Genomic DNA, 16,428 nt, shown 5'->3' on the forward strand with positions numbered 1-16,428 from the left:
TCCCGTGGCAAATAAACAAACAAAAAAAACCCCCCTGGCCGGTAATCTCGCCCCGGCGGGGGTATCTAAAAATTTTTTTTCGGGGGGGGGCCGGCCCCCCGGCCTGCCCACACCGGGGGGGGGGGTTTCCCCCCCCCGCGCAAGTCTCAGCCCTGGCGCGCCTTGTAGCGCGGAGCGGTCTTGTTGATGATGTAGATGCGTCCCTTGCGGCGAACCAGCCGGTTGTCGCGGTGACGCGCCTTGAGCGCCTTGAGCGAGTTCTTGATCTTCATGGTCTTGCCTGTTCGGTCGGGGGCCCGGTCCCGGGCCGAATTTTAAAGGCGCGCCCGAAAAAAGCGCGCCTTGAACTTGCGTGGCTCATAAACGAGGAGCCTTGCCCGTGTCAACCGCAAGCGGGCGGCTCTTATGCCGCAAATGGTGCGCTGATCAAATATTCGCCATAGGTAACGCGCGGCATTGCGCGACTCAGAGGCGGCTGGAATGTTGCGGGCCACCCCAGAGCGGGACATAGGTCCCCTCCGGTTATGTCTATTTGTTTAGCCGCATTTCTGCGACGGCAAGCGATTCCTCTAGGTTGCAGATGCTCTCAGCGAAACGGAGTCTTTATCATGCGCCGTCTCTTTCTGCCCGCATGCCTTGTCCTCATCGCGACGGTTCCGGCTGCATGGGCCGAGGACTGCGATCGCAGCGACGACAGCCAGTCGATGATGAATATCTGCGCCAATGCCGATTATCAGGCGGCCGTTGCCAAGCTCAACGCCGCCTACAAGGATATTGTCGGCCGCAATGACGAGAAGGCCAACAAGTTGCTGCAGACCGCACAGCGCGCCTGGATCACCTTCCGCGACGCCGAATGCGCCTATTCGACCGCCGACAGCGAGGGCGGTTCCATCCACCCGATGGAGGTTTCGCAATGCCTGACGGAGCTGACCACCGAGCGCACCAAGCAACTCACCTCCGGCCCCAACTGCCAGGAAGGCGATCCGAGCTGCGCCAGCCCGGACGAGGACGAAGACGTGCAGTAGTCGGCGTTAGCGCCGACGCTCAATGCGCGTGAAATGGCCCATCTTGCGGCCGGGCCGCGACTCGGCCTTGCCGTAGAGATGCAGCATCAGGCCGGGCTTGGCGAGCAGCGCCGGAACCTTCAGCATGTCGTCGCCGATCAGATTTTCCATGACACAGTCGGAATGCCGTGCAGGCGAGCCCAGCGGCAGGCCGGCGGTGGCGCGGATATGCTGTTCGAACTGCGAAACGATGCAGGCGGCTTCCGTCCAGTGGCCGGAATTGTGGACACGCGGCGCCAGCTCATTGGCTAAAAGCGAACCGTCGGCAAGCACGAAGAACTCGACGCCGATGACGCCGACATAGTCGAGCGCCGCAAGGATTTTTGCTGCCGCTTGCTTCGCCGCCGATGCGGTGTCCGGTGCGATGGCGGCCGGCAATGTCGACGTTCGCAATATGCCTTCGCGATGGATATTCTCGGCCGGATCGTAGGCTGCAACCGAGCCGTCCTGCCCGCGCGCTGCAATCACCGAAATCTCGCGCTCGAAAGCGACCAGCGATTCGAGGATCAGCGGCACATTGCCCATCGCCTCGCAGGTGCCGGCAAAGCCGCCGGTCTCCATGTTGCGGAAGACGCGCTGGCCTTTGCCGTCATAGCCCATGCGGCGCGTCTTCAGCACGCCGCTGCCGCTGAATTTCTTCAGCGCGGCCGTCAGCTGCTCGTCATTGTCCACTGGGCAGAATTCGGCTGTGGGAACGCCGATGCCGTTCAGGAAGCTTTTTTCGGTCACGCGATCCTGCGCGATTTCCAGCGCGCGGGCCGGCGGACAGACGGGAACGCGCGCCGCGAGTGTCTGCGCCGCTTGAACCGGGACGTTCTCGAATTCGTAAGTGACGACAGCGCTGGCGCCGGCCAGTTCGGCAAGGGCCGCCGGATCGTCATAGGCGGCGACGATCTGCCGGTTGGCGACCTGCGCCGCCGGGCAATCGGCCTCCGGCTCCAGCACGACCGTGCGGTAGCCAAGGCGAGCGGCTGCCATAGCCAGCATGCGGCCAAGCTGGCCGCCGCCGATGATGCCGATGGTCGATCCCGGGGCCAGACTCACGGGGTATCTGCCGGTTCGGTGGCGACCTTGGCGGTCTGTGCGGTGCGCCAGGCATCGAGGCGGGCGGCGAGTTTTTCATCGCTCAGCGCCAGGACGGCTGCGGCGAGAAGGGCCGCGTTGGCAGCACCGGCCTTGCCGATGGCCAAAGTGCCGACCGGAATGCCGGCCGGCATCTGCACGATGGAGAGCAGCGAATCCTGGCCGGACAACGCCTTGGATTCCACCGGCACGCCGAAGACGGGCAGCGGCGTCATCGCCGCCGTCATGCCGGGCAGGTGCGCCGCGCCGCCGGCGCCGGCGATAATCACCTTGTAGCCGGCCGCCTTGGCGCCCTTGGCGAATTCATAGAGGCGGTCCGGCGTGCGGTGTGCCGAGACGATCAGTTTTTTGTGCGGGATGCCCAGCGCATCCAGCGTTTCCGCCGCCTGGCGCATCGTCGCCCAGTCGGACTGGCTGCCCATGATGATGGCGACGTCGGCACGCTGATCGGTCAAGGTTTTCGCTCCCGGCGGCAAAGGCGCGCCTTAGCGGAATTCGCCGGCAGCCGCAAGGATTGTCGCGGCTGTGGGCCGACGGTGGCGAGGTCTAGTCCGGCCAGCGCAGCGCCCCGGATGAATCCTTGCGCGCCGCTTTCATCGCATCCGCGGGACGCTCCTTCGCGGTCAGAACCGCGCGCAGCCGCTCGGCGACGATCTCGGCCTCGCCGGGATGCAGGTTGCACGGGTCGAGGAAGAAGTGTCCGCGCTCGACCTCATGGTTGCGCACGATGACGGGCGGTGAGCCGGCGGCCAAAGCCGAGGCTAGGCCCGCGGCGGTGAAGCGGCTCTCCGGACGGACGAAGACCTGCAGGCGGTCGAGCGGGTTGGCGGTTGGGTCGGGCACGATCTCAGCGCCGATGCCCGGAATGCCTTGCAGCGCATCCTTCCACAGATCGAGCGCCGCCTCTTCGCGCCGGCGAATGCCGGCATGGTCGCGCTTTTCCCAAGCGTCGAGCGCCGCCATGGTGCCGGCGATGCTTTCCTTGCCGACCTTCATGGCCCGCGCGACGCCGCGATTCTGCAGATAGGCGGCGCGCACCAGGTCCTTGCGGCCGGTGACGATGCCGCTGGTCGGGCCACTCAGGAATTTGTGGCCGCTGTAGACGACGATGTCGGCGCCGCGCGCGAGGAAGGTCCGCAGATCGTATTCCGAAGCGGCATCGACGATCACCGGCACATTCTTGGCGTGGCAGATCTCGCAGAACTCCTCTAGCGAAAGCATGCCGTATTGCACCGTGTGGTGGGCGACGACGTAAAGCGCGGCCGCGGTGCGCTCGTTGATCGCCTCGCGCACGTGGTAATCCTGCGTGACGCTAACGGTGCCCGCCGGAATGACCTTGGCGCCGGCCACGCGGATCGACTGATCGATCGGCGAGCCGTAATTGACGATATGGCCGAGCTGGATGACGACCTCCGATTTCAGCCCTTCGGTGTCGTCGGGCAGCCGTTCGATGGCCAGCAGGTTGGTGCCGGTCATCGCTCCGGCGATCGCCATGGTGATGCCTGAGGCGCAGCAGGCGGTGATGAAGCCGGCCTCGCCGCCGGTGAGACGGGCGACGACTGCGCTCGCGGCGCGCTGCAAATCGTCCATCTCCACCCATTGCGAGGCGATCTCGGCCATGGCGCTGATCGCTTCCGGGACGATGATGGAAGCGCCGAGTGTCGTCATCGTGCCCGAGACGTTGATGATCCGACGCAGTCCCAGCCGCTCGCGGATCGTGGTGTTGGAGCCGGTCTCGGAATAGGTTTTCATGGCAGCAGATCCCAGTGTCAGGCGGCGATCTCGACGACCGCTTCGATTTCGACGGTGATGTTTCCAGGCAGCGAGCCGACGCCGATCGCCGAACGCGCGTGGCCGCCGATCTTGTCAAAGACATCGGCGAAGAGATCGGAGCAGCCGTTGACCACCTTCGGGTGATCGCTGAAGGTCGGCGTCGCATTGACGAAGCCGAGCAGCTTGACGACGCGCACGATGCGCCCGAGGTCGCCCGCCGCCGCGTGCATGACGGCAAGCAGGTTGAGGCCGGTGAGCCGGGCATGCTCATAGGCCTGTTCGACGGTGACGTCCTCGCCGACCTTGCCGATGCAAAGCGTGCCATCGGCGCGCAGCGGCCCCTGGCCCGAGAGGAAGATCAGCCGGCCGCTCTCGGCATGAGTGACGAAGTTGGCGATGGGCGTTGGCGGCTCGGGCAGCGTCAGGCCGAGTTCGGCGAGCCGGGTGTAAGGCGTCATGGAAGAATGCTCCTTGGATGGCATTTGCCATCCGATGTCAGAATTGCGAGGCGCGGAAGCGCGCCAAAAAAGTCCGCAGGCGCTCGTTCGTGGTCTCCGCGGCAAGCACCTCCTTCGGCGGCCCGACGGCACTGACGCCGCCGTCGGCCATGAAGACGATGCGGCTTGAGGCGTCGCGGGCGAAAGCCATCTCATGCGTCACCATCACCATGGTCATGCCGTCCTCAGCGAGGCTTTTCACCACGGCCAGAACCTCGCCGACGAGTTCCGGATCGAGGGCCGAGGTGATCTCGTCGAGCAGCAGGATCTTCGGCTCCATGGCGACGGCGCGGGCGATGCCGACACGCTGCTGCTGGCCGCCGGAAAGCTCGGTGGGCAGGCTGTCGGCCTTGTGGGCGAGACCGACACGACCCAACCAGTGCTCGGCGATCGAGCGCGCCTCGGCGCTGCTCTTGCCGCGTACCTTGGTGAGGCCGAGCATGATGTTGCCGGCCGCCGTCAGATGCGGGAACAGGTTGAAGCCCTGGAACACCATGCCGGTCTCGGCGCGCATGGCGGCCAAGTCGCGCTCGCTGCGGCGCTGGCGCGCGCCGCCGTCGCGAAAACCGACCTCCTTGCCGTCGATGCGGATCGAGCCGCTGTCGTAGCTTTCGAGGAAGTTGACGCAGCGCAGCAGCGTGGTCTTGCCGCTGCCGGACGGTCCGATGATGGCGACCACCTCGCCCTTCGCCACCTTGAGGCTGACCGAGCGCAGTACCTCGACCGAGCCAAAGGATTTCGAGACCTCGGCGATATCGAGAAGCGCAGGGCTGTTATCGGAAGTGGTGGCCATTGTGCTATTCCCGGATGAAGGCAAAGCGCTGCTCCAGCCGTCGGCTGGCAAGCGAAAGCGCGTAGTTGACGCCGAAATAGAGAAGGGCGCCGAGGATATAGAGCGGCATCGCCTCATAGGTGCGGCCAATGACCTGGTTGATGGCCTGCATCAGATCGGTGATGCCGAGCAGCGAGACCAGCGCGCTGCCCTTGACCGCGTCGGTGACGCCGTTGATCCAAGGCGGCAGGAAGCGGCGGAAGGCCTGCGGGAAAATCACGTAGGTAAGGCGCTGGCGAAAGGTCAGGCCGATCGCCATCGCCGCTTCCGACTGGCCTTTCGGGATCGAGGCGACCGCGCCGCGCAGATATTCGACGACCTGCGCGGTCTTGAACAAGGTCAACGCCAGCACCGCCGCCCAGAAGGACTGGAGATGCACGCCGACGGCCGGCATGCCGTAATAGACGAAGAAGATCAGCACCAGGATCGGGATGCCGCGGACGGTGTCGCTGAAGATCCGCACCGCCCAGCGCAAGGGTGCGGGCCCGTAGACGAGGCCGACGCCGAAGACAACGCCGGCGATCAGCGACAGCACCACGACGAGCAGCGACACCCAAAGCGTCAGCGCGAAGCCTTCGGCGAGGAACGGCAGGGCGTAGGCGATCTGGCCAAGCATCAGCGCGCCGTCCTATACCAGCGCTCGACCAGCCGGAGCGCGAAGAGCAGGGCGTAACCCGTCACCAGATACATCGCCGTCACCACCAGATAGACCTCGACGATGCGGAAGGTGTTGAAGTTGATCCACTGCGCGCCATAGGTCAGTTCGGGCACGGAGATGACGGAAGCGACGGACGTGTCCTTGAACAGCGAGATGAAGGTGTTGGAAAGCGCCGGCAGGGTGATGCGCATCATCGTCGGCAGCCGCACATGGACCAGCCGCTGCCATGGCGTAAGGCCGATCGCCTTGCCGGCATCGATTTGGCCGCGCGGCACGGCTTCGAGGCCGGATCGGAACACTTCGACCAGATAGGCGCCGCTGTAGACGGCAAGCGTGGCGACGAAGGACGTCTGCGCGCTGTAGGCTAGGTCGATGACGGTCGGCAGACCGTAGAACACCAGATAGACCAGCAGGATCAGCGGCACGTTGCGGATGAATTCGACGTAAGAGGCGATAATGCCGCGCACGACACGCCCGGCCGAGACATACCAGACGGCCAGTACCAGTCCGATGACAATGCCGATGGCGATCGAGATCACGGCAAGCTCGAGGCTGAGCAGCAGTCCGCCCCAGAGCTTGTCGAAATGGCGCCAGATCAGGTTGAAATTGAGCGTATAGCCCATGCGTCCGTCTCAATGGCCTGTTGTGAGGATAAAGAATTCGTCACTGCAGGAGCCCGTGTCGAGGAGAACAGGCGGAAGGGCGCTTGTTGCCTCCCTCCGCCGGCTAAAGTCAGAAGGCTTCGTCAGATGACCGGGAAGCCCGGGTGGCGCGGCGGCGGCTCCTGGCCGAAATATTCCTTGAAGGCAGCGTCGTAGAGCGCCGTCTCGTGGCCGAACATGGCGATGGTGAAGGTCTGGTTGACGTAGGTCAGCCAGTCGAGGTCGCCCTGCCTGATGGCCGCGCCGTAAAGCATCGAATACCAGCTCTTGCCGGCGTCGAAGTATTTGTCCGGGTTGCGCGAGGCGAGCCAGCGCACGGTGGAGAGGTCGACCGCGGCGGCGTCGACACGCTTGGATTCCAGCGCCTGCAGCACGTTGGCCTGGGTGTCGATCTGCATGACCTGCGCCTGGGGCAGGGCAAAGTGCACCGAGTTTTCGGCATCGACATTCTGCAGGATCGAGATGCGCGTGGCGGAGCCGTTCGCCAGCAGTTTGTCGAAAGTCTTGTTCTCGGACCCCGGCAGCGTCAGCAGCGCGACGCCTTCGACATAGTAGGGGCGCGAGAAGTGGATCAGCTGCGAGCGCTGCCCCGTCATGGTCATGAACTGGATTGTGATATCGACCTTATTGGTGGTCACGTTCGGAATGCGCTGCGCCGGATCCTGCATGACGAATTCGACCTTGGTCGGGTCATCGAAAAGGCCCTTGGCGAGGATGCGCCCCATGGTGATGTCCATGCCGACCAGCTCGCCGGCATCGTTCTCGAAATGCCACGGCGCGTTGGTGCTGCCGGTGCCGACGATCAGCTTGCCACGATCGAGCGCGGTCCGCAGTACGCTGTCGGACGCGGCTTGCGCGGCGGCCTTCTCGGCGCTGACCGCGGTGAGCGCGCCGGCGGTGGCAAGTCCGGCCATTCCCAATTTTAGAAAATCACGTCTTCCGGATGTGTCGTTCACGGCGACCTCCTTTGGTGGTGTGTTCCCCATGAATACACGCGTCAGCAATCGATATACGATTGTCTCTTACAAGAGACGTATGTATCCTGTACAAGACAGATACTAACACCGGGAATCGACAATGCAAGATGGCGAAACCCTGACCGAGTGGCAGGCCGGAAGTTCGGACGAAGAGAGGCCCGCGAACTCTCGCGAAAAGGGTCTCAACCGCGCGCTGCACATTCTGGAGTTCCTGCATGCCACGCAGCGCGCGATCGGCATCGGCGAGCTGGCCAAGGGGCTCAACGCCCCCCGCTCGACGACCTACACGCTGGTTCGGGAACTGGTCGGTGCCGGTCTGCTGGAGATGGCCGGCGACGGCAACCGCGTCTATTTCGGCAAGAAGCTTTACCTCTACGGAATGGCCTATATGCGTGGCAACGACCTGCTCAGACGCGGGCGGCAGGAGGTCGACACGCTGTCGCGCGAGACGGGCGAGACCTCGGAGCTGTGCATGCTGCAGAGCGGCCGCTACACGATCGTCCATTCGAGCCCGGGCACCAGGCCGTTCCGCATCAGCTCGGCCACCGGTCTGCAGATCCCGCTGCCTTGGACCGCGTCAGGCCGGCTGCTGCTCGCCGGCCTGGAACGCAGCCGGATCGAGGCGATGATCTCCCAGGACGACCTCGTGCTGCCGGACGGCCGCAAGATCGAGCTCGACGACTTCATCGACGCCATCGCAAAAGCCCGCGTCACCGGCTATTGCGTGACGTCGGGCCTTGTCGACGCCTATACCAAATGCCTGGCGGCGCCGGTCTTTTCAGCGCCTGGGAAGATCGAGGCGACGATGTGCCTGGTGGTTCCGATCGACACGTCGGAAGAACGGACAGGCGAGCTGGTCGCGCTACTGCGTGACCGCGCCGCGCGGCTATCGATCCCCTAGCCGTCGAGCGAAGGAAGCTGCCGGTCAGGCGATGATGTCGGGGATGATGCGGTCTTCCAGCGCCATCAGCCGGTCCTTCAGCATCAGCTTCTTCTTCTTCATGCGCTGGATCTGCAGCGGGTCGCAACCCATGGCGATCATCGCGTTGATGGCGGCGTCGAAATCGGCGTGTTCCTGTTTGAGCCGGGAATATTCGAGGCGTATCTCAGCCTGTTCCTGTTCGGACATTATCTACCGTCTGCGTATGCGTCGCCCAGGGATGGGCCTTTGGGCGGGGCCGGTGGGGTTTGTGACCGGCGCGCCGCTGATATCACATTTCACATTGTCGTGGAATGCTACCACGCGGCATTCGACATCGAGATTGGTTGGTGGCAAACTGTCATCGTGCCGTCACAGTTGCGACCTGCGGTGGACGTGCCTGAGACGGCTGCAATCGAGGAATCCATGAAAGGGAGAACCAATCATGTCTCTTGCATCCCATCTTGATGAGCTGCAGCGGAAGCACGGCGACATCGAGCGCGAGCTTATCGACGCGATGAATCATCCTTCGGTAGACGACCTCGAGATCGCCACTCTGAAGCGGCGCAAGCTGGCAATCAAGGACGAGATTGAAAAGCTGAAGGCGAAACCGACGGCACACTGAAACTCCTCTAGGCAACATAACCGCACCCGTCGGGTGCAACCCAACCGGTGGCAAGAATGCCGCCGGTCCGGTGAGTTTACGCTGAATTTCCCGAACTCTTCCTGGAATGCAACCGCAGCCCGATGTGGGCTGCTGAACCGCACGGCCGCCAACCAAGCACAGCCGATTTGCGGACCGTGGCTGTCACCGGCCATTGACAAGCAATCTTTGCTCCGCCACCTCATGCCCGGAACTTCCAGATGAAGGCGGCCGGCATGACCGGATATTTTTCTTCTCCTTTCCCGCGCCGCGCATCGGTCGGCGTCGATGTCGGCGGCGTGATGGTCGGCGGCGGCGCGCCGGTCGTCGTGCAGTCGATGACCAACACCGATACCGCCGACATCGATCAGACCGTTGCCCAGGTGGCGGCGCTGCATCGCGCCGGCTCGGAGATCGTGCGCATCACCGTCGACCGCGACGAGAGCGCGGCCGCCGTGCCGCTCATCCGTGATCGGCTGGCACGGCTCGGCGTCAACGTGCCGCTGGTCGGCGACTTCCACTATATCGGTCACAAGCTGCTCGCCGATCACCCGGCCTGCGCCGAGGCGCTGGCGAAATACCGCATCAACCCCGGCAATGTCGGCTTCAAGGAAAAGAAGGACCGCCAGTTCGCAGCGATCGTCGAGATGGCGATCAGACACGACAAGCCGGTGCGGATCGGCGTCAACTGGGGCTCGCTCGACCAGGAGCTCTTGACCCGGCTGATGGATGACAACCAGGCCCAGGGCTCGCCGCTCACCGCCCAGGAAGTCACCCGCGAGGCGATCGTGCAGTCGGCGATCCTGTCGGCGGAGATGGCGGAAGAAATCGGGCTCGGCCGCGACAAGATCATCCTGTCGGCCAAGGTCAGCGGCGTCCAGGATCTGATCGCCGTCTATACCGAGCTTGCGACCCGCTCCAACCATGCGCTGCATCTCGGGCTGACCGAGGCCGGCATGGGCACCAAGGGCATCGTCGCTTCCTCAGCTGCCATGGGTATCCTTCTGCAGCAGGGCATCGGCGACACGATCCGCATCTCGCTGACGCCGGAGCCGAACGGCGACCGCACGCGCGAGGTGCAGGTGTCGCAGGAACTTTTGCAGACGATGGGCTTCCGGCAGTTCGTGCCGATCGTCGCGGCCTGCCCCGGCTGCGGCCGCACGACCTCCACCGTCTTCCAGGAGCTGGCCCAGAGCATCCAGGCCGACATCCGCAAGAACATGCCGGTGTGGCGCGAGAAATATCCGGGCGTCGAGAACCTGAAGGTCGCGGTGATGGGCTGCATCGTCAACGGCCCCGGCGAATCCAAGCATGCCGATATCGGCATATCTTTGCCCGGAACCGGCGAGACGCCGACGGCGCCGGTGTTCATCGACGGCAAGAAGGCGGCGACGCTGCGTGGCCCCTCGATCGCGCAGGATTTCGAAAAGATGGTCGCCGACTATATCGAGCAGCGGTACGGACACGGCAAAGCCGCCGCGGAATGAGCCATGCAGCGCTTGCTCAGGACGGCACTGATCCTGATTTGCGCGCTGATCCCTGCCGGTCAGGCATTCGCCGATCCGCCGCAGTCGCGATCGGCCGCAAAACGGCTGATCAATCGCGTCTGTGACCTGATCGAGACCCAGGCCGAGCAAAATGGCCTACCCAAGGATTTCTTCGCCCGGCTGATCTGGAAGGAGAGCCGCTTCGATCCCAATGCGGTGAGCCCCGTGGGCGCCGAAGGCATCGCGCAGTTCATGCCGGGCACGGCCAAGCTGCGCGGGCTTGCCGATCCCTTCGACATCGGGCAGGCGATCCCCGCCTCGGCCAAGTATCTTGCCGAGATGAAGGCGGGCTACGGCAATCTCGGCCTCGCGGCTGCCGCCTACAATGCGGGCGAGAACCGCGTATCGCGCTGGCTGTCCTCCGGCGGCTTCCTGCCGATGGAGACCGAAAGCTATGTCTTCGACATCATGGGCGAGCCGGTCGACAAGTTCTCGGACACCGCCTATGCCGGCACTATCCGGCCGCTCGATCCGAAGATGAGCTTCGCGGTCGCCTGCCGCAGGCTGCCGGTGATCATGTCGCGGACCGTCGCCATGGCCTCGATCAACGTCAAGCCGTGGGGCGTCCAGGTGGCCGGCAATTTCCGCCGCTCCGCCGCAATCAGCCAGTGGTTGCGGGTTCGCGGCCGATTCCCTTCCCTGCTTGGCAGCCATGATCCTGTGGTCAGCCGCGTGCGCACGCCGATCGGCCGGCGCGGCATCTATGCGGTCAGGATCGGTGCCGACTCGCGCGCCGAGGCCAACGGCATCTGCAATAAGCTGCAAAGCGTCGGCGGGGCGTGCCTGGTTATGCGAAACCGGTAGCTCAAGCCGTCTTCGCCGCCACCGTCTCGCTGAGCCAGGTGCCGATCTTGGCGCCGAGGCGGTCCGGGGAGACCGGCTTCGGCAGGTAGTCGTCCATGCCGGCCTCCATGCATTTTTCGCGGTCGCCCTTCAGCGCATGCGCGGTGACGCCGATGATCGGCGTATGGCTGCCGTTCTGCCCTTCGATGGCGCGGATGGCGCGCGTCGCCTCGTAACCGTTCATCTCCGGCATGGAGACGTCCATCAGCACCAGCCGGGGCCGCAGCGAGCGGTACATCTCGACCGCGGTGCGGCCGTTGCCGGCAATGCGATAGCTGAGGCCGAGGCCGTTGAGGATCTGGCCGAAGACCAATTGGTTCACGTCATTGTCCTCGGCGATCAGGATATCGATCGGACCGCCCGGCGCCGCCGCCGGTTCGGGCGCGAGGACCGGAACGGCTGGACCGCGGATGACGGTGAAGGGCGGCGGAGCTGACTGGACGACGACCGGCTCGCGCAGGAAATGCGCCTTGCCGCCTTGCGTGCGCGCCTTCTGGATGGCGGAGATCACGGTGCCGAGCAGCACCGCCGAACGCGCCGGCTTGGTGAGATGCGCGACGATGCCGAAATCGATCACCAGTCGGCCGAAATCGACCTGGTCGACCGAAGTGAGCAGCACGACCGGAATGGAAGACAGGCGGCTGTCGGCGGCGATCGCCTTGGCGACATCGGCGCCGTTCATGCCGGGCATCTGGTAGTCAAGGATGATGCAGTCCACCGAAGCGCCGAGCTGGCAGGCGCGGTCGAGAAAGGCGAGGCCGACGGCGCCGCTTTCGGCCGCGGCGCAGTCGAAGCTCCAGCTGCGCAGCTGCTCGAGCAGGATCTCGCGATTGACCGGGTTGTCGTCGATGACCAGGACGCGGGCGCCGGTTACGTCGACCGGCACGATCTCGTCGCGCGCCTGCTGTTTGTGTGCCGGCAGCGGTACGGCGAACCAGAAGACCGAGCCGCGGCCGATCTCGCTTTCAACGCCGATCTTGCCGCCCATCAGGTCGACGAGGCGGGCGGAGATGGCAAGGCCGAGCCCGGTGCCTTCGTGACGACGGGTGGACGAGCCGTCGACCTGGGCGAATTTCTCGAACACGCTCTGCAGCTTTTCGGCGGGGATTCCGATGCCGGTGTCCTCGACGCGGACCTTGAGCTGGACGGTCCCATCGACCACATCGCCGCCGACATCGATCAGCACATGCCCCTTCTCGGTGAACTTCACCGCATTGCCGAGCAGGTTGGTAACGATCTGGCGGAAACGGCCGGCGTCGCCGACGACGAAGCCAGGCAGGCGCGGGTCGACGCGCACGATGAGCTCGAGGTTCTTTTCGGCAACGCGGGCCGAGACCAGCGTGGCCACGTCCTCGACCGCTTCGGCCAGGCGGAACGGGGCGGGGTCGAGCGTCAGCTGGCCGGCATTGATCTTCGAGAAATCGAGAATGTCGTTGATGATGGTGAGCAGCGCGTTGCCGGATTTGACGATGACGTCGGTGAAGGTCTTCTGGCGCGGCGTCAGCTCGGTCTTGGCGAGAAGCTCGGCCATGCCGAGCACGCCGTTCATCGGCGTGCGGATCTCATGGCTCATATTGGCGAGGAATTCCGATTTCGCCCGGTCGGCCGCCTCGGCCTTGAACAACGATGCGGCGGTTTCGGCGAAGGCGCGGCGGATCGCGTTCTCCATCGGCCGGAAGATCAGAACCGCGGCGATGGCGATGACGGCGATCAGCAGACCGCTCGCCCATAGGAGCAGCCGGTCGCTGGCGGCATCGGCGAGGCGCCGCTCGTCATCGAGCGCGGTGCGCACGCGAACCAGCATCGGCTGGGCGAAAAGATCGTTCTGGTTGCGGATCTCGCGGTAGCTCCATTCGTCGACTGTCTGGGCCACCGACATCAGGTTGAAATTGCGCACCATGTCGCGCGCCGACCAGAACAGATCGTCGTTCACCGAAGCGGATTCGAGCGCATTGAGCGTATTCTTCGACAGCCGCGGCCTGATCGCCGCGAGCTGCGCGTTCAGGATTTCGATCTCGCCCATCAGCCGTTCGGAATGGCCGCGCGCGGCTGCGGTCAGCCCATCGCGGGTCTCAGCCCGCCACACGGTTCCGGTCGTCTCGGCGAAATTGGTGGCGTTGCGCAGGTCGCGCGAGAAGATGACGAAATTGCCGCTCAAGGCATCGACTTCGTGGCGGTATGAGTTCACGCGGTTGAGCGCGAACATGACGGCCGCCGAGGCCAGGGCAAAGACGAGCAATCCCGAAATATAGCGGACCCGGATCGACCGGATGAAGGAGGAATACTCCGGCATGCGTAACCCCAACCCAAACGCACAATTTTAACGGTCGGGATTACGCTTGATTTACATTAAGATTTCGTTGGTGCGGCTGCCTGTCTTGCCTGCGCATTTAGGGCTCAGGGGCAGATTTAAGCACGTCAATCCGTCGACAGGGAAAACTCGTTGGCGATGGTGACGTGGTGGTGAATGCGTCCCTCGAAATACTTGGCCAACACCGCCTCGGTCGCGGCGCGAGATTCCGAGCGGGCGGGGCTCGCGAGCGCGGCCTCGACCGCGGCCATGTCGCGATAGTTGATTGCCAGGATCATCGGGAATTCCGGCGCGCCGTCGTCGCGCTTCTCGGCAAAGCTGACGCGTACGTCTAGCGCGCCCGGGAAAGCCTTCCACTTCGGCAGGACGGTTCTGATCACATCCTCGCGGAAGGCTTCGGTTTGGCCGTCCTTCACCTTGCCTTCAAACAGCGCATAGCGTGTGATCATGCTGCGGGCTCCTCATCCTTGCGTCGGAAAAATTCCATCAAAGCGGCCTGGTCCTCGCCACCCAGTCCGGCGGCCGTCAACAGCCGGTGCACTTCGGCGCAGACGGCCGTCAGCGGCATTGCGGTGTGCGTGCGCCGCGCCAGGTCCTGCGCAGCGTTGAGGTCCTTCACCATGTTGTCGATGCGGCCGGTGCGGCGGTAGTCGCGGGTGGCGAAGCGCGGCAGGTATTCCTGCAGGATGGCGCTGTCGGCGCGGCCGCCCTTCAGCGCCTGCGGAATCTTGAGCGCGTCGACACCGGCGTCCAGCGCCAGCCGCGTCGCTTCCGCCACAGCCATGAAATTCAAGGCGCACAGCACCTGGTTGACCAGCTTGGTCGTCTGGCCCGCGCCAGCCGGACCCATATGGGTATAGTTGGTGGCGACGTCGCGCAGCAGCTTATGGGCGTCGGCGACATCCTGTGCCGCGCCGCCCGCCATCAGCGTCAATTCGCCGACCAATGCCTTCGGCGCGCCGCCCGAGAGCGGAGAGTCGACCCAGCGCAGGCTCCTTTCGCCGGCGTCCGCCGCCAGCTGGCGCGTCGCGTCGGGGTCGATAGACGACATGTCGATGATCAGCGTGCCGGGCTTCGCGCCGGCGGCGACGCCGCCATCTCCGAACACGGCGCGGCGCACGATTGCCGCGGAATTGAGGCTGAGGATGACGAAGTCGGCCGCTGCGGCGGCCGCGGCCGCGCTGGCCGCGGCGCTGGCGCCCTTCGCAACCAGCGTTTCCACCTTGGTCGTGTCGAGATCAAACACGAAGAGCCGGTTGCCGGTAGCGAGCAGGCGATCGCCGATCGCTCCGCCCATGGCACCGGCACCGATTAGCGCGACTGTGTTGGTCATGACGGTCGCTCCTCAAATCTGGACGTTATGTCCGCGACAATCTTTTCGAGCGGTGCGTCGATCGCCACCGCGATGGCATTCTCGTCCTTGCCTGGCACTTCCAACGTCGCGAACTGGCTCTCGAGCAGGCTGGTCGGCATGAAATGGCCGGTGCGCTCGCTCATGCGCCGGGAAATCAGTTCACGCGAACCATCGAGATAGATGAACAGCACCGGCGCGCGGGCCTGCTCGGTGATGAAATCGCGATAGGCGCGCTTCAGCGCCGAACAACCGACGATGACCGGTGCGGGCTGCAGCCTCAGCGTTCCGCCGACTTTCGCCAGCCATGGCCACCTGTCGGCGTCGTCAAGCGGAATGCCTGCGCTCATCTTGGCGGTGTTGGCTTCAGGGTGCAGCTTGTCGCCATCCACATACGTCGCGTGGATCGCACGGGCCAGCGCCTCGCCAACCGTCGTCTTGCCCGAACCGGTGACGCCCATGACGACCATGCGCGGCGGCAGGTCAGATCGAAGCTGTGATGCCGCCATCGACATAGAGGACATGTCCGTTGACAAAGGAAGAGGCGTCCGAAGCCAGGAAGACGCAGGCGCCGACCAGTTCTTCGACCTTGCCCCAGCGGCCAGCCGGCGTGCGCTTTTCAAGCCAAGCGCTGAAGGCCGGGTCGGCGACAAGGGCCGCATTGAGCGGCGTGTCGAAATAACCGGGCGCGATGGCGTTGCATTGCAGGCCGTGCCTGGCCCAGTCGGTCGCCATGCCCTTGGTGAGATTGCCGACCGCGCCCTTGGTCGCCGTGTAGGGCGCGATACCCGGCCGGGCGAGCGCGGTCTGCACGCTGGCGATGTTGATGATCTTGCCGCGGCCACGCCGGATCATGTGGCGCGCCACGGCCTGGCCGACATGGAAGACGCTGGCGACGTTGGTCTGCAGCAGGCGCTCGAACGCGTCGGCGGGAAAGTCCTCGAGCGGCGTACGGAACTGCATGCCGGCATTGTTGACGAGGACGTCGATCGCTCCTTGAGCCTGCTCGAACGCATCGATGGCGGCGCGTACCGCATCATGGTCGGTCGCATCGAAAGCGAGCGTCGCAGCGCCGGGGATTTGCGCGGCCGCAACGGCGAGTTTTGCCTCGTCGCGGCCGTTGAGGACCACTTTGGCCCCGGCGCCGGCGAGCCCCTTTGCCAATGCAAGGCCGATGCCTTGCGAGGAGCCGGTGACGAGCGCGGTGCGCCCGGTGAGATCGAACAAGGTGGACGACATTTTCTCGATTGCCTCTCGTCGCTATCCGC

20 protein-coding genes are annotated in these 16,428 nt (G+C 64.6%); 5 read left to right on the plus strand and 15 right to left on the minus strand.

Going from position 1 to position 16,428, the window contains the following annotated elements; genetic code table 11:
- Positions 1–146: 146 nt before the first annotated feature.
- Positions 147–272 (minus strand): type B 50S ribosomal protein L36, encoded by a 126-nt coding sequence (ykgO, locus tag P9230_RS14325; protein ID WP_040974291.1) that lies wholly within the window; start codon positions 270–272, stop codon positions 147–149.
- A 336-nt stretch (positions 273–608) separates the two neighbouring features.
- On the opposite strand from ykgO, the gene P9230_RS14330 reads away from it, so the two are divergent.
- The gene (locus P9230_RS14330; protein WP_127325119.1) at positions 609–1,025 is read left to right on the plus strand and encodes a lysozyme inhibitor LprI family protein; all 417 of its coding nucleotides are present in this window, start codon (positions 609–611) and stop codon (positions 1,023–1,025) included.
- A gap of 6 nt (positions 1,026–1,031) precedes the next feature.
- On the opposite strand, the gene P9230_RS14335 is transcribed toward P9230_RS14330, so the two are convergent.
- The 8 genes from P9230_RS14335 to P9230_RS14370 all read right to left on the minus strand — a co-directional run bounded on the left by P9230_RS14335 (position 1,032) and on the right by P9230_RS14370 (position 7,483).
- On the minus strand, positions 1,032–2,108 hold the full coding sequence (locus tag P9230_RS14335; protein ID WP_278119599.1) for a 5-(carboxyamino)imidazole ribonucleotide synthase: 1,077 nt from the start codon (positions 2,106–2,108) through the stop codon (positions 1,032–1,034).
- The gene (gene purE, locus P9230_RS14340) at positions 2,105–2,602 is read right to left on the minus strand and encodes a 5-(carboxyamino)imidazole ribonucleotide mutase (protein WP_095778130.1); all 498 of its coding nucleotides are present in this window, start codon (positions 2,600–2,602) and stop codon (positions 2,105–2,107) included. Before purE ends, P9230_RS14335 begins: the two co-directional genes overlap by 4 nt.
- 91 nt (positions 2,603–2,693) lie before the next feature.
- Positions 2,694–3,899: an aminotransferase class V-fold PLP-dependent enzyme gene (locus tag P9230_RS14345; protein WP_278119601.1), complete on the minus strand. Its 1,206-nt coding sequence runs from the start codon at positions 3,897–3,899 to the stop codon at positions 2,694–2,696.
- A gap of 17 nt (positions 3,900–3,916) precedes the next feature.
- Positions 3,917–4,378, minus strand: coding sequence for a RidA family protein (locus P9230_RS14350; protein ID WP_278119603.1), 462 nt, complete (start codon positions 4,376–4,378; stop codon positions 3,917–3,919).
- Positions 4,379–4,415: 37 nt separating this feature from the next.
- Complete coding sequence (locus P9230_RS14355; RefSeq protein WP_278119605.1) at positions 4,416–5,210, minus strand: amino acid ABC transporter ATP-binding protein; 795 nt, start codon at positions 5,208–5,210, stop codon at positions 4,416–4,418.
- Between the two features lie 4 nt (positions 5,211–5,214).
- Entirely contained in the window at positions 5,215–5,865 is a 651-nt protein-coding gene (locus P9230_RS14360) for an amino acid ABC transporter permease (protein WP_095782532.1), read from the minus strand.
- Complete coding sequence (locus tag P9230_RS14365; RefSeq protein WP_067319366.1) at positions 5,865–6,530, minus strand: amino acid ABC transporter permease; 666 nt, start codon at positions 6,528–6,530, stop codon at positions 5,865–5,867. The genes P9230_RS14360 and P9230_RS14365 overlap by 1 nt, the downstream gene beginning before the upstream one ends.
- 122 nt (positions 6,531–6,652) lie before the next feature.
- Positions 6,653–7,483 carry a transporter substrate-binding domain-containing protein gene (locus tag P9230_RS14370; protein WP_189413851.1) on the minus strand — a complete coding sequence of 277 codons (831 nt, stop codon included), beginning with the start codon at positions 7,481–7,483 and terminating at the stop codon, positions 6,653–6,655.
- A gap of 163 nt (positions 7,484–7,646) precedes the next feature.
- On the opposite strand from P9230_RS14370, the gene P9230_RS14375 reads away from it, so the two are divergent.
- Positions 7,647–8,447 carry an IclR family transcriptional regulator gene (locus tag P9230_RS14375; RefSeq protein WP_278119608.1) on the plus strand — a complete coding sequence of 267 codons (801 nt, stop codon included), beginning with the start codon at positions 7,647–7,649 and terminating at the stop codon, positions 8,445–8,447.
- Positions 8,448–8,471: 24 nt separating this feature from the next.
- Here the strand turns inward: P9230_RS14375 and P9230_RS14380 are convergent, their stop codons facing one another.
- Positions 8,472–8,675, minus strand: a complete 204-nt coding sequence (locus P9230_RS14380; RefSeq protein WP_067001951.1) for a DUF465 domain-containing protein — start codon at positions 8,673–8,675, stop codon at positions 8,472–8,474.
- A gap of 235 nt (positions 8,676–8,910) precedes the next feature.
- Here P9230_RS14380 and P9230_RS14385 point away from each other — a divergent pair, with 235 nt between their 5' ends.
- The 3 genes from P9230_RS14385 to P9230_RS14395 all read left to right on the plus strand — a co-directional run bounded on the left by P9230_RS14385 (position 8,911) and on the right by P9230_RS14395 (position 11,459).
- Positions 8,911–9,090, plus strand: a complete 180-nt coding sequence (locus P9230_RS14385; protein WP_040998838.1) for a YdcH family protein — start codon at positions 8,911–8,913, stop codon at positions 9,088–9,090.
- Between the two features lie 254 nt (positions 9,091–9,344).
- Positions 9,345–10,595 carry a flavodoxin-dependent (E)-4-hydroxy-3-methylbut-2-enyl-diphosphate synthase gene (gene ispG, locus P9230_RS14390; protein ID WP_278119610.1) on the plus strand — a complete coding sequence of 417 codons (1,251 nt, stop codon included), beginning with the start codon at positions 9,345–9,347 and terminating at the stop codon, positions 10,593–10,595.
- Between the two features lie 3 nt (positions 10,596–10,598).
- The gene (locus tag P9230_RS14395) at positions 10,599–11,459 is read left to right on the plus strand and encodes a lytic transglycosylase domain-containing protein (RefSeq protein ID WP_095799807.1); all 861 of its coding nucleotides are present in this window, start codon (positions 10,599–10,601) and stop codon (positions 11,457–11,459) included.
- 1 nt (position 11,460) lies between these two features.
- Here the strand turns inward: P9230_RS14395 and P9230_RS14400 are convergent, their stop codons facing one another.
- The 5 genes from P9230_RS14400 to P9230_RS14420 form a co-directional block, all read right to left on the minus strand.
- A complete protein-coding gene (locus P9230_RS14400; protein ID WP_278119612.1) occupies positions 11,461–13,791 on the minus strand; it encodes a response regulator in 2,331 nt (776 codons plus the stop codon).
- A gap of 125 nt (positions 13,792–13,916) precedes the next feature.
- A complete protein-coding gene (locus P9230_RS14405) occupies positions 13,917–14,258 on the minus strand; it encodes a hypothetical protein (protein WP_127241079.1) in 342 nt (113 codons plus the stop codon).
- Positions 14,255–15,142 (minus strand): NAD(P)-dependent oxidoreductase, encoded by an 888-nt coding sequence (locus P9230_RS14410; RefSeq protein ID WP_278119614.1) that lies wholly within the window; start codon positions 15,140–15,142, stop codon positions 14,255–14,257. Before P9230_RS14410 ends, P9230_RS14405 begins: the two co-directional genes overlap by 4 nt.
- Positions 15,139–15,675 carry a gluconokinase gene (locus P9230_RS14415; protein WP_278119616.1) on the minus strand — a complete coding sequence of 179 codons (537 nt, stop codon included), beginning with the start codon at positions 15,673–15,675 and terminating at the stop codon, positions 15,139–15,141. The genes P9230_RS14410 and P9230_RS14415 overlap by 4 nt, the downstream gene beginning before the upstream one ends.
- Entirely contained in the window at positions 15,644–16,399 is a 756-nt protein-coding gene (locus P9230_RS14420) for an SDR family oxidoreductase (RefSeq protein WP_095799812.1), read from the minus strand. Before P9230_RS14420 ends, P9230_RS14415 begins: the two co-directional genes overlap by 32 nt.
- Between the last annotated feature and the right edge of the window lie 29 nt (positions 16,400–16,428).

The sequence above is a fragment of the Mesorhizobium sp. WSM4887 genome, assembly GCF_029625865.1.
Classification (GTDB): Bacteria; Pseudomonadota; Alphaproteobacteria; order Rhizobiales; family Rhizobiaceae; genus Mesorhizobium.

What these genes read in the sequence shown, in the direction of transcription:
- P9230_RS14355 (WP_278119605.1), bottom strand. Translation starts at nt 5,210, where the DNA reads ATGGCCACCACTTCCGATAACAGCCCTGCGCTTCTCGATATCGCCGAG.
- ykgO (WP_040974291.1), bottom strand. Translation starts at nt 272, where the DNA reads ATGAAGATCAAGAACTCGCTCAAGGCGCTCAAGGCGCGTCACCGCGAC.
- P9230_RS14365 (WP_067319366.1), bottom strand. Translation starts at nt 6,530, where the DNA reads ATGGGCTATACGCTCAATTTCAACCTGATCTGGCGCCATTTCGACAAG.
- P9230_RS14360 (WP_095782532.1), bottom strand. Translation starts at nt 5,865, where the DNA reads ATGCTTGGCCAGATCGCCTACGCCCTGCCGTTCCTCGCCGAAGGCTTC.
- P9230_RS14385 (WP_040998838.1), top strand. Translation starts at nt 8,911, where the DNA reads ATGTCTCTTGCATCCCATCTTGATGAGCTGCAGCGGAAGCACGGCGAC.
- P9230_RS14350 (WP_278119603.1), bottom strand. Translation starts at nt 4,378, where the DNA reads ATGACGCCTTACACCCGGCTCGCCGAACTCGGCCTGACGCTGCCCGAG.
- P9230_RS14370 (WP_189413851.1), bottom strand. Translation starts at nt 7,483, where the DNA reads ATGGCCGGACTTGCCACCGCCGGCGCGCTCACCGCGGTCAGCGCCGAG.
- P9230_RS14395 (WP_095799807.1), top strand. Translation starts at nt 10,599, where the DNA reads ATGCAGCGCTTGCTCAGGACGGCACTGATCCTGATTTGCGCGCTGATC.
- P9230_RS14405 (WP_127241079.1), bottom strand. Translation starts at nt 14,258, where the DNA reads ATGATCACACGCTATGCGCTGTTTGAAGGCAAGGTGAAGGACGGCCAA.
- P9230_RS14410 (WP_278119614.1), bottom strand. Translation starts at nt 15,142, where the DNA reads ATGACCAACACAGTCGCGCTAATCGGTGCCGGTGCCATGGGCGGAGCG.
- P9230_RS14330 (WP_127325119.1), top strand. Translation starts at nt 609, where the DNA reads ATGCGCCGTCTCTTTCTGCCCGCATGCCTTGTCCTCATCGCGACGGTT.
- ispG (WP_278119610.1), top strand. Translation starts at nt 9,345, where the DNA reads ATGACCGGATATTTTTCTTCTCCTTTCCCGCGCCGCGCATCGGTCGGC.
- P9230_RS14380 (WP_067001951.1), bottom strand. Translation starts at nt 8,675, where the DNA reads ATGTCCGAACAGGAACAGGCTGAGATACGCCTCGAATATTCCCGGCTC.
- P9230_RS14400 (WP_278119612.1), bottom strand. Translation starts at nt 13,791, where the DNA reads ATGCCGGAGTATTCCTCCTTCATCCGGTCGATCCGGGTCCGCTATATT.
- P9230_RS14415 (WP_278119616.1), bottom strand. Translation starts at nt 15,675, where the DNA reads ATGTCGATGGCGGCATCACAGCTTCGATCTGACCTGCCGCCGCGCATG.
- P9230_RS14375 (WP_278119608.1), top strand. Translation starts at nt 7,647, where the DNA reads ATGCAAGATGGCGAAACCCTGACCGAGTGGCAGGCCGGAAGTTCGGAC.
- P9230_RS14420 (WP_095799812.1), bottom strand. Translation starts at nt 16,399, where the DNA reads ATGTCGTCCACCTTGTTCGATCTCACCGGGCGCACCGCGCTCGTCACC.
- P9230_RS14345 (WP_278119601.1), bottom strand. Translation starts at nt 3,899, where the DNA reads ATGAAAACCTATTCCGAGACCGGCTCCAACACCACGATCCGCGAGCGG.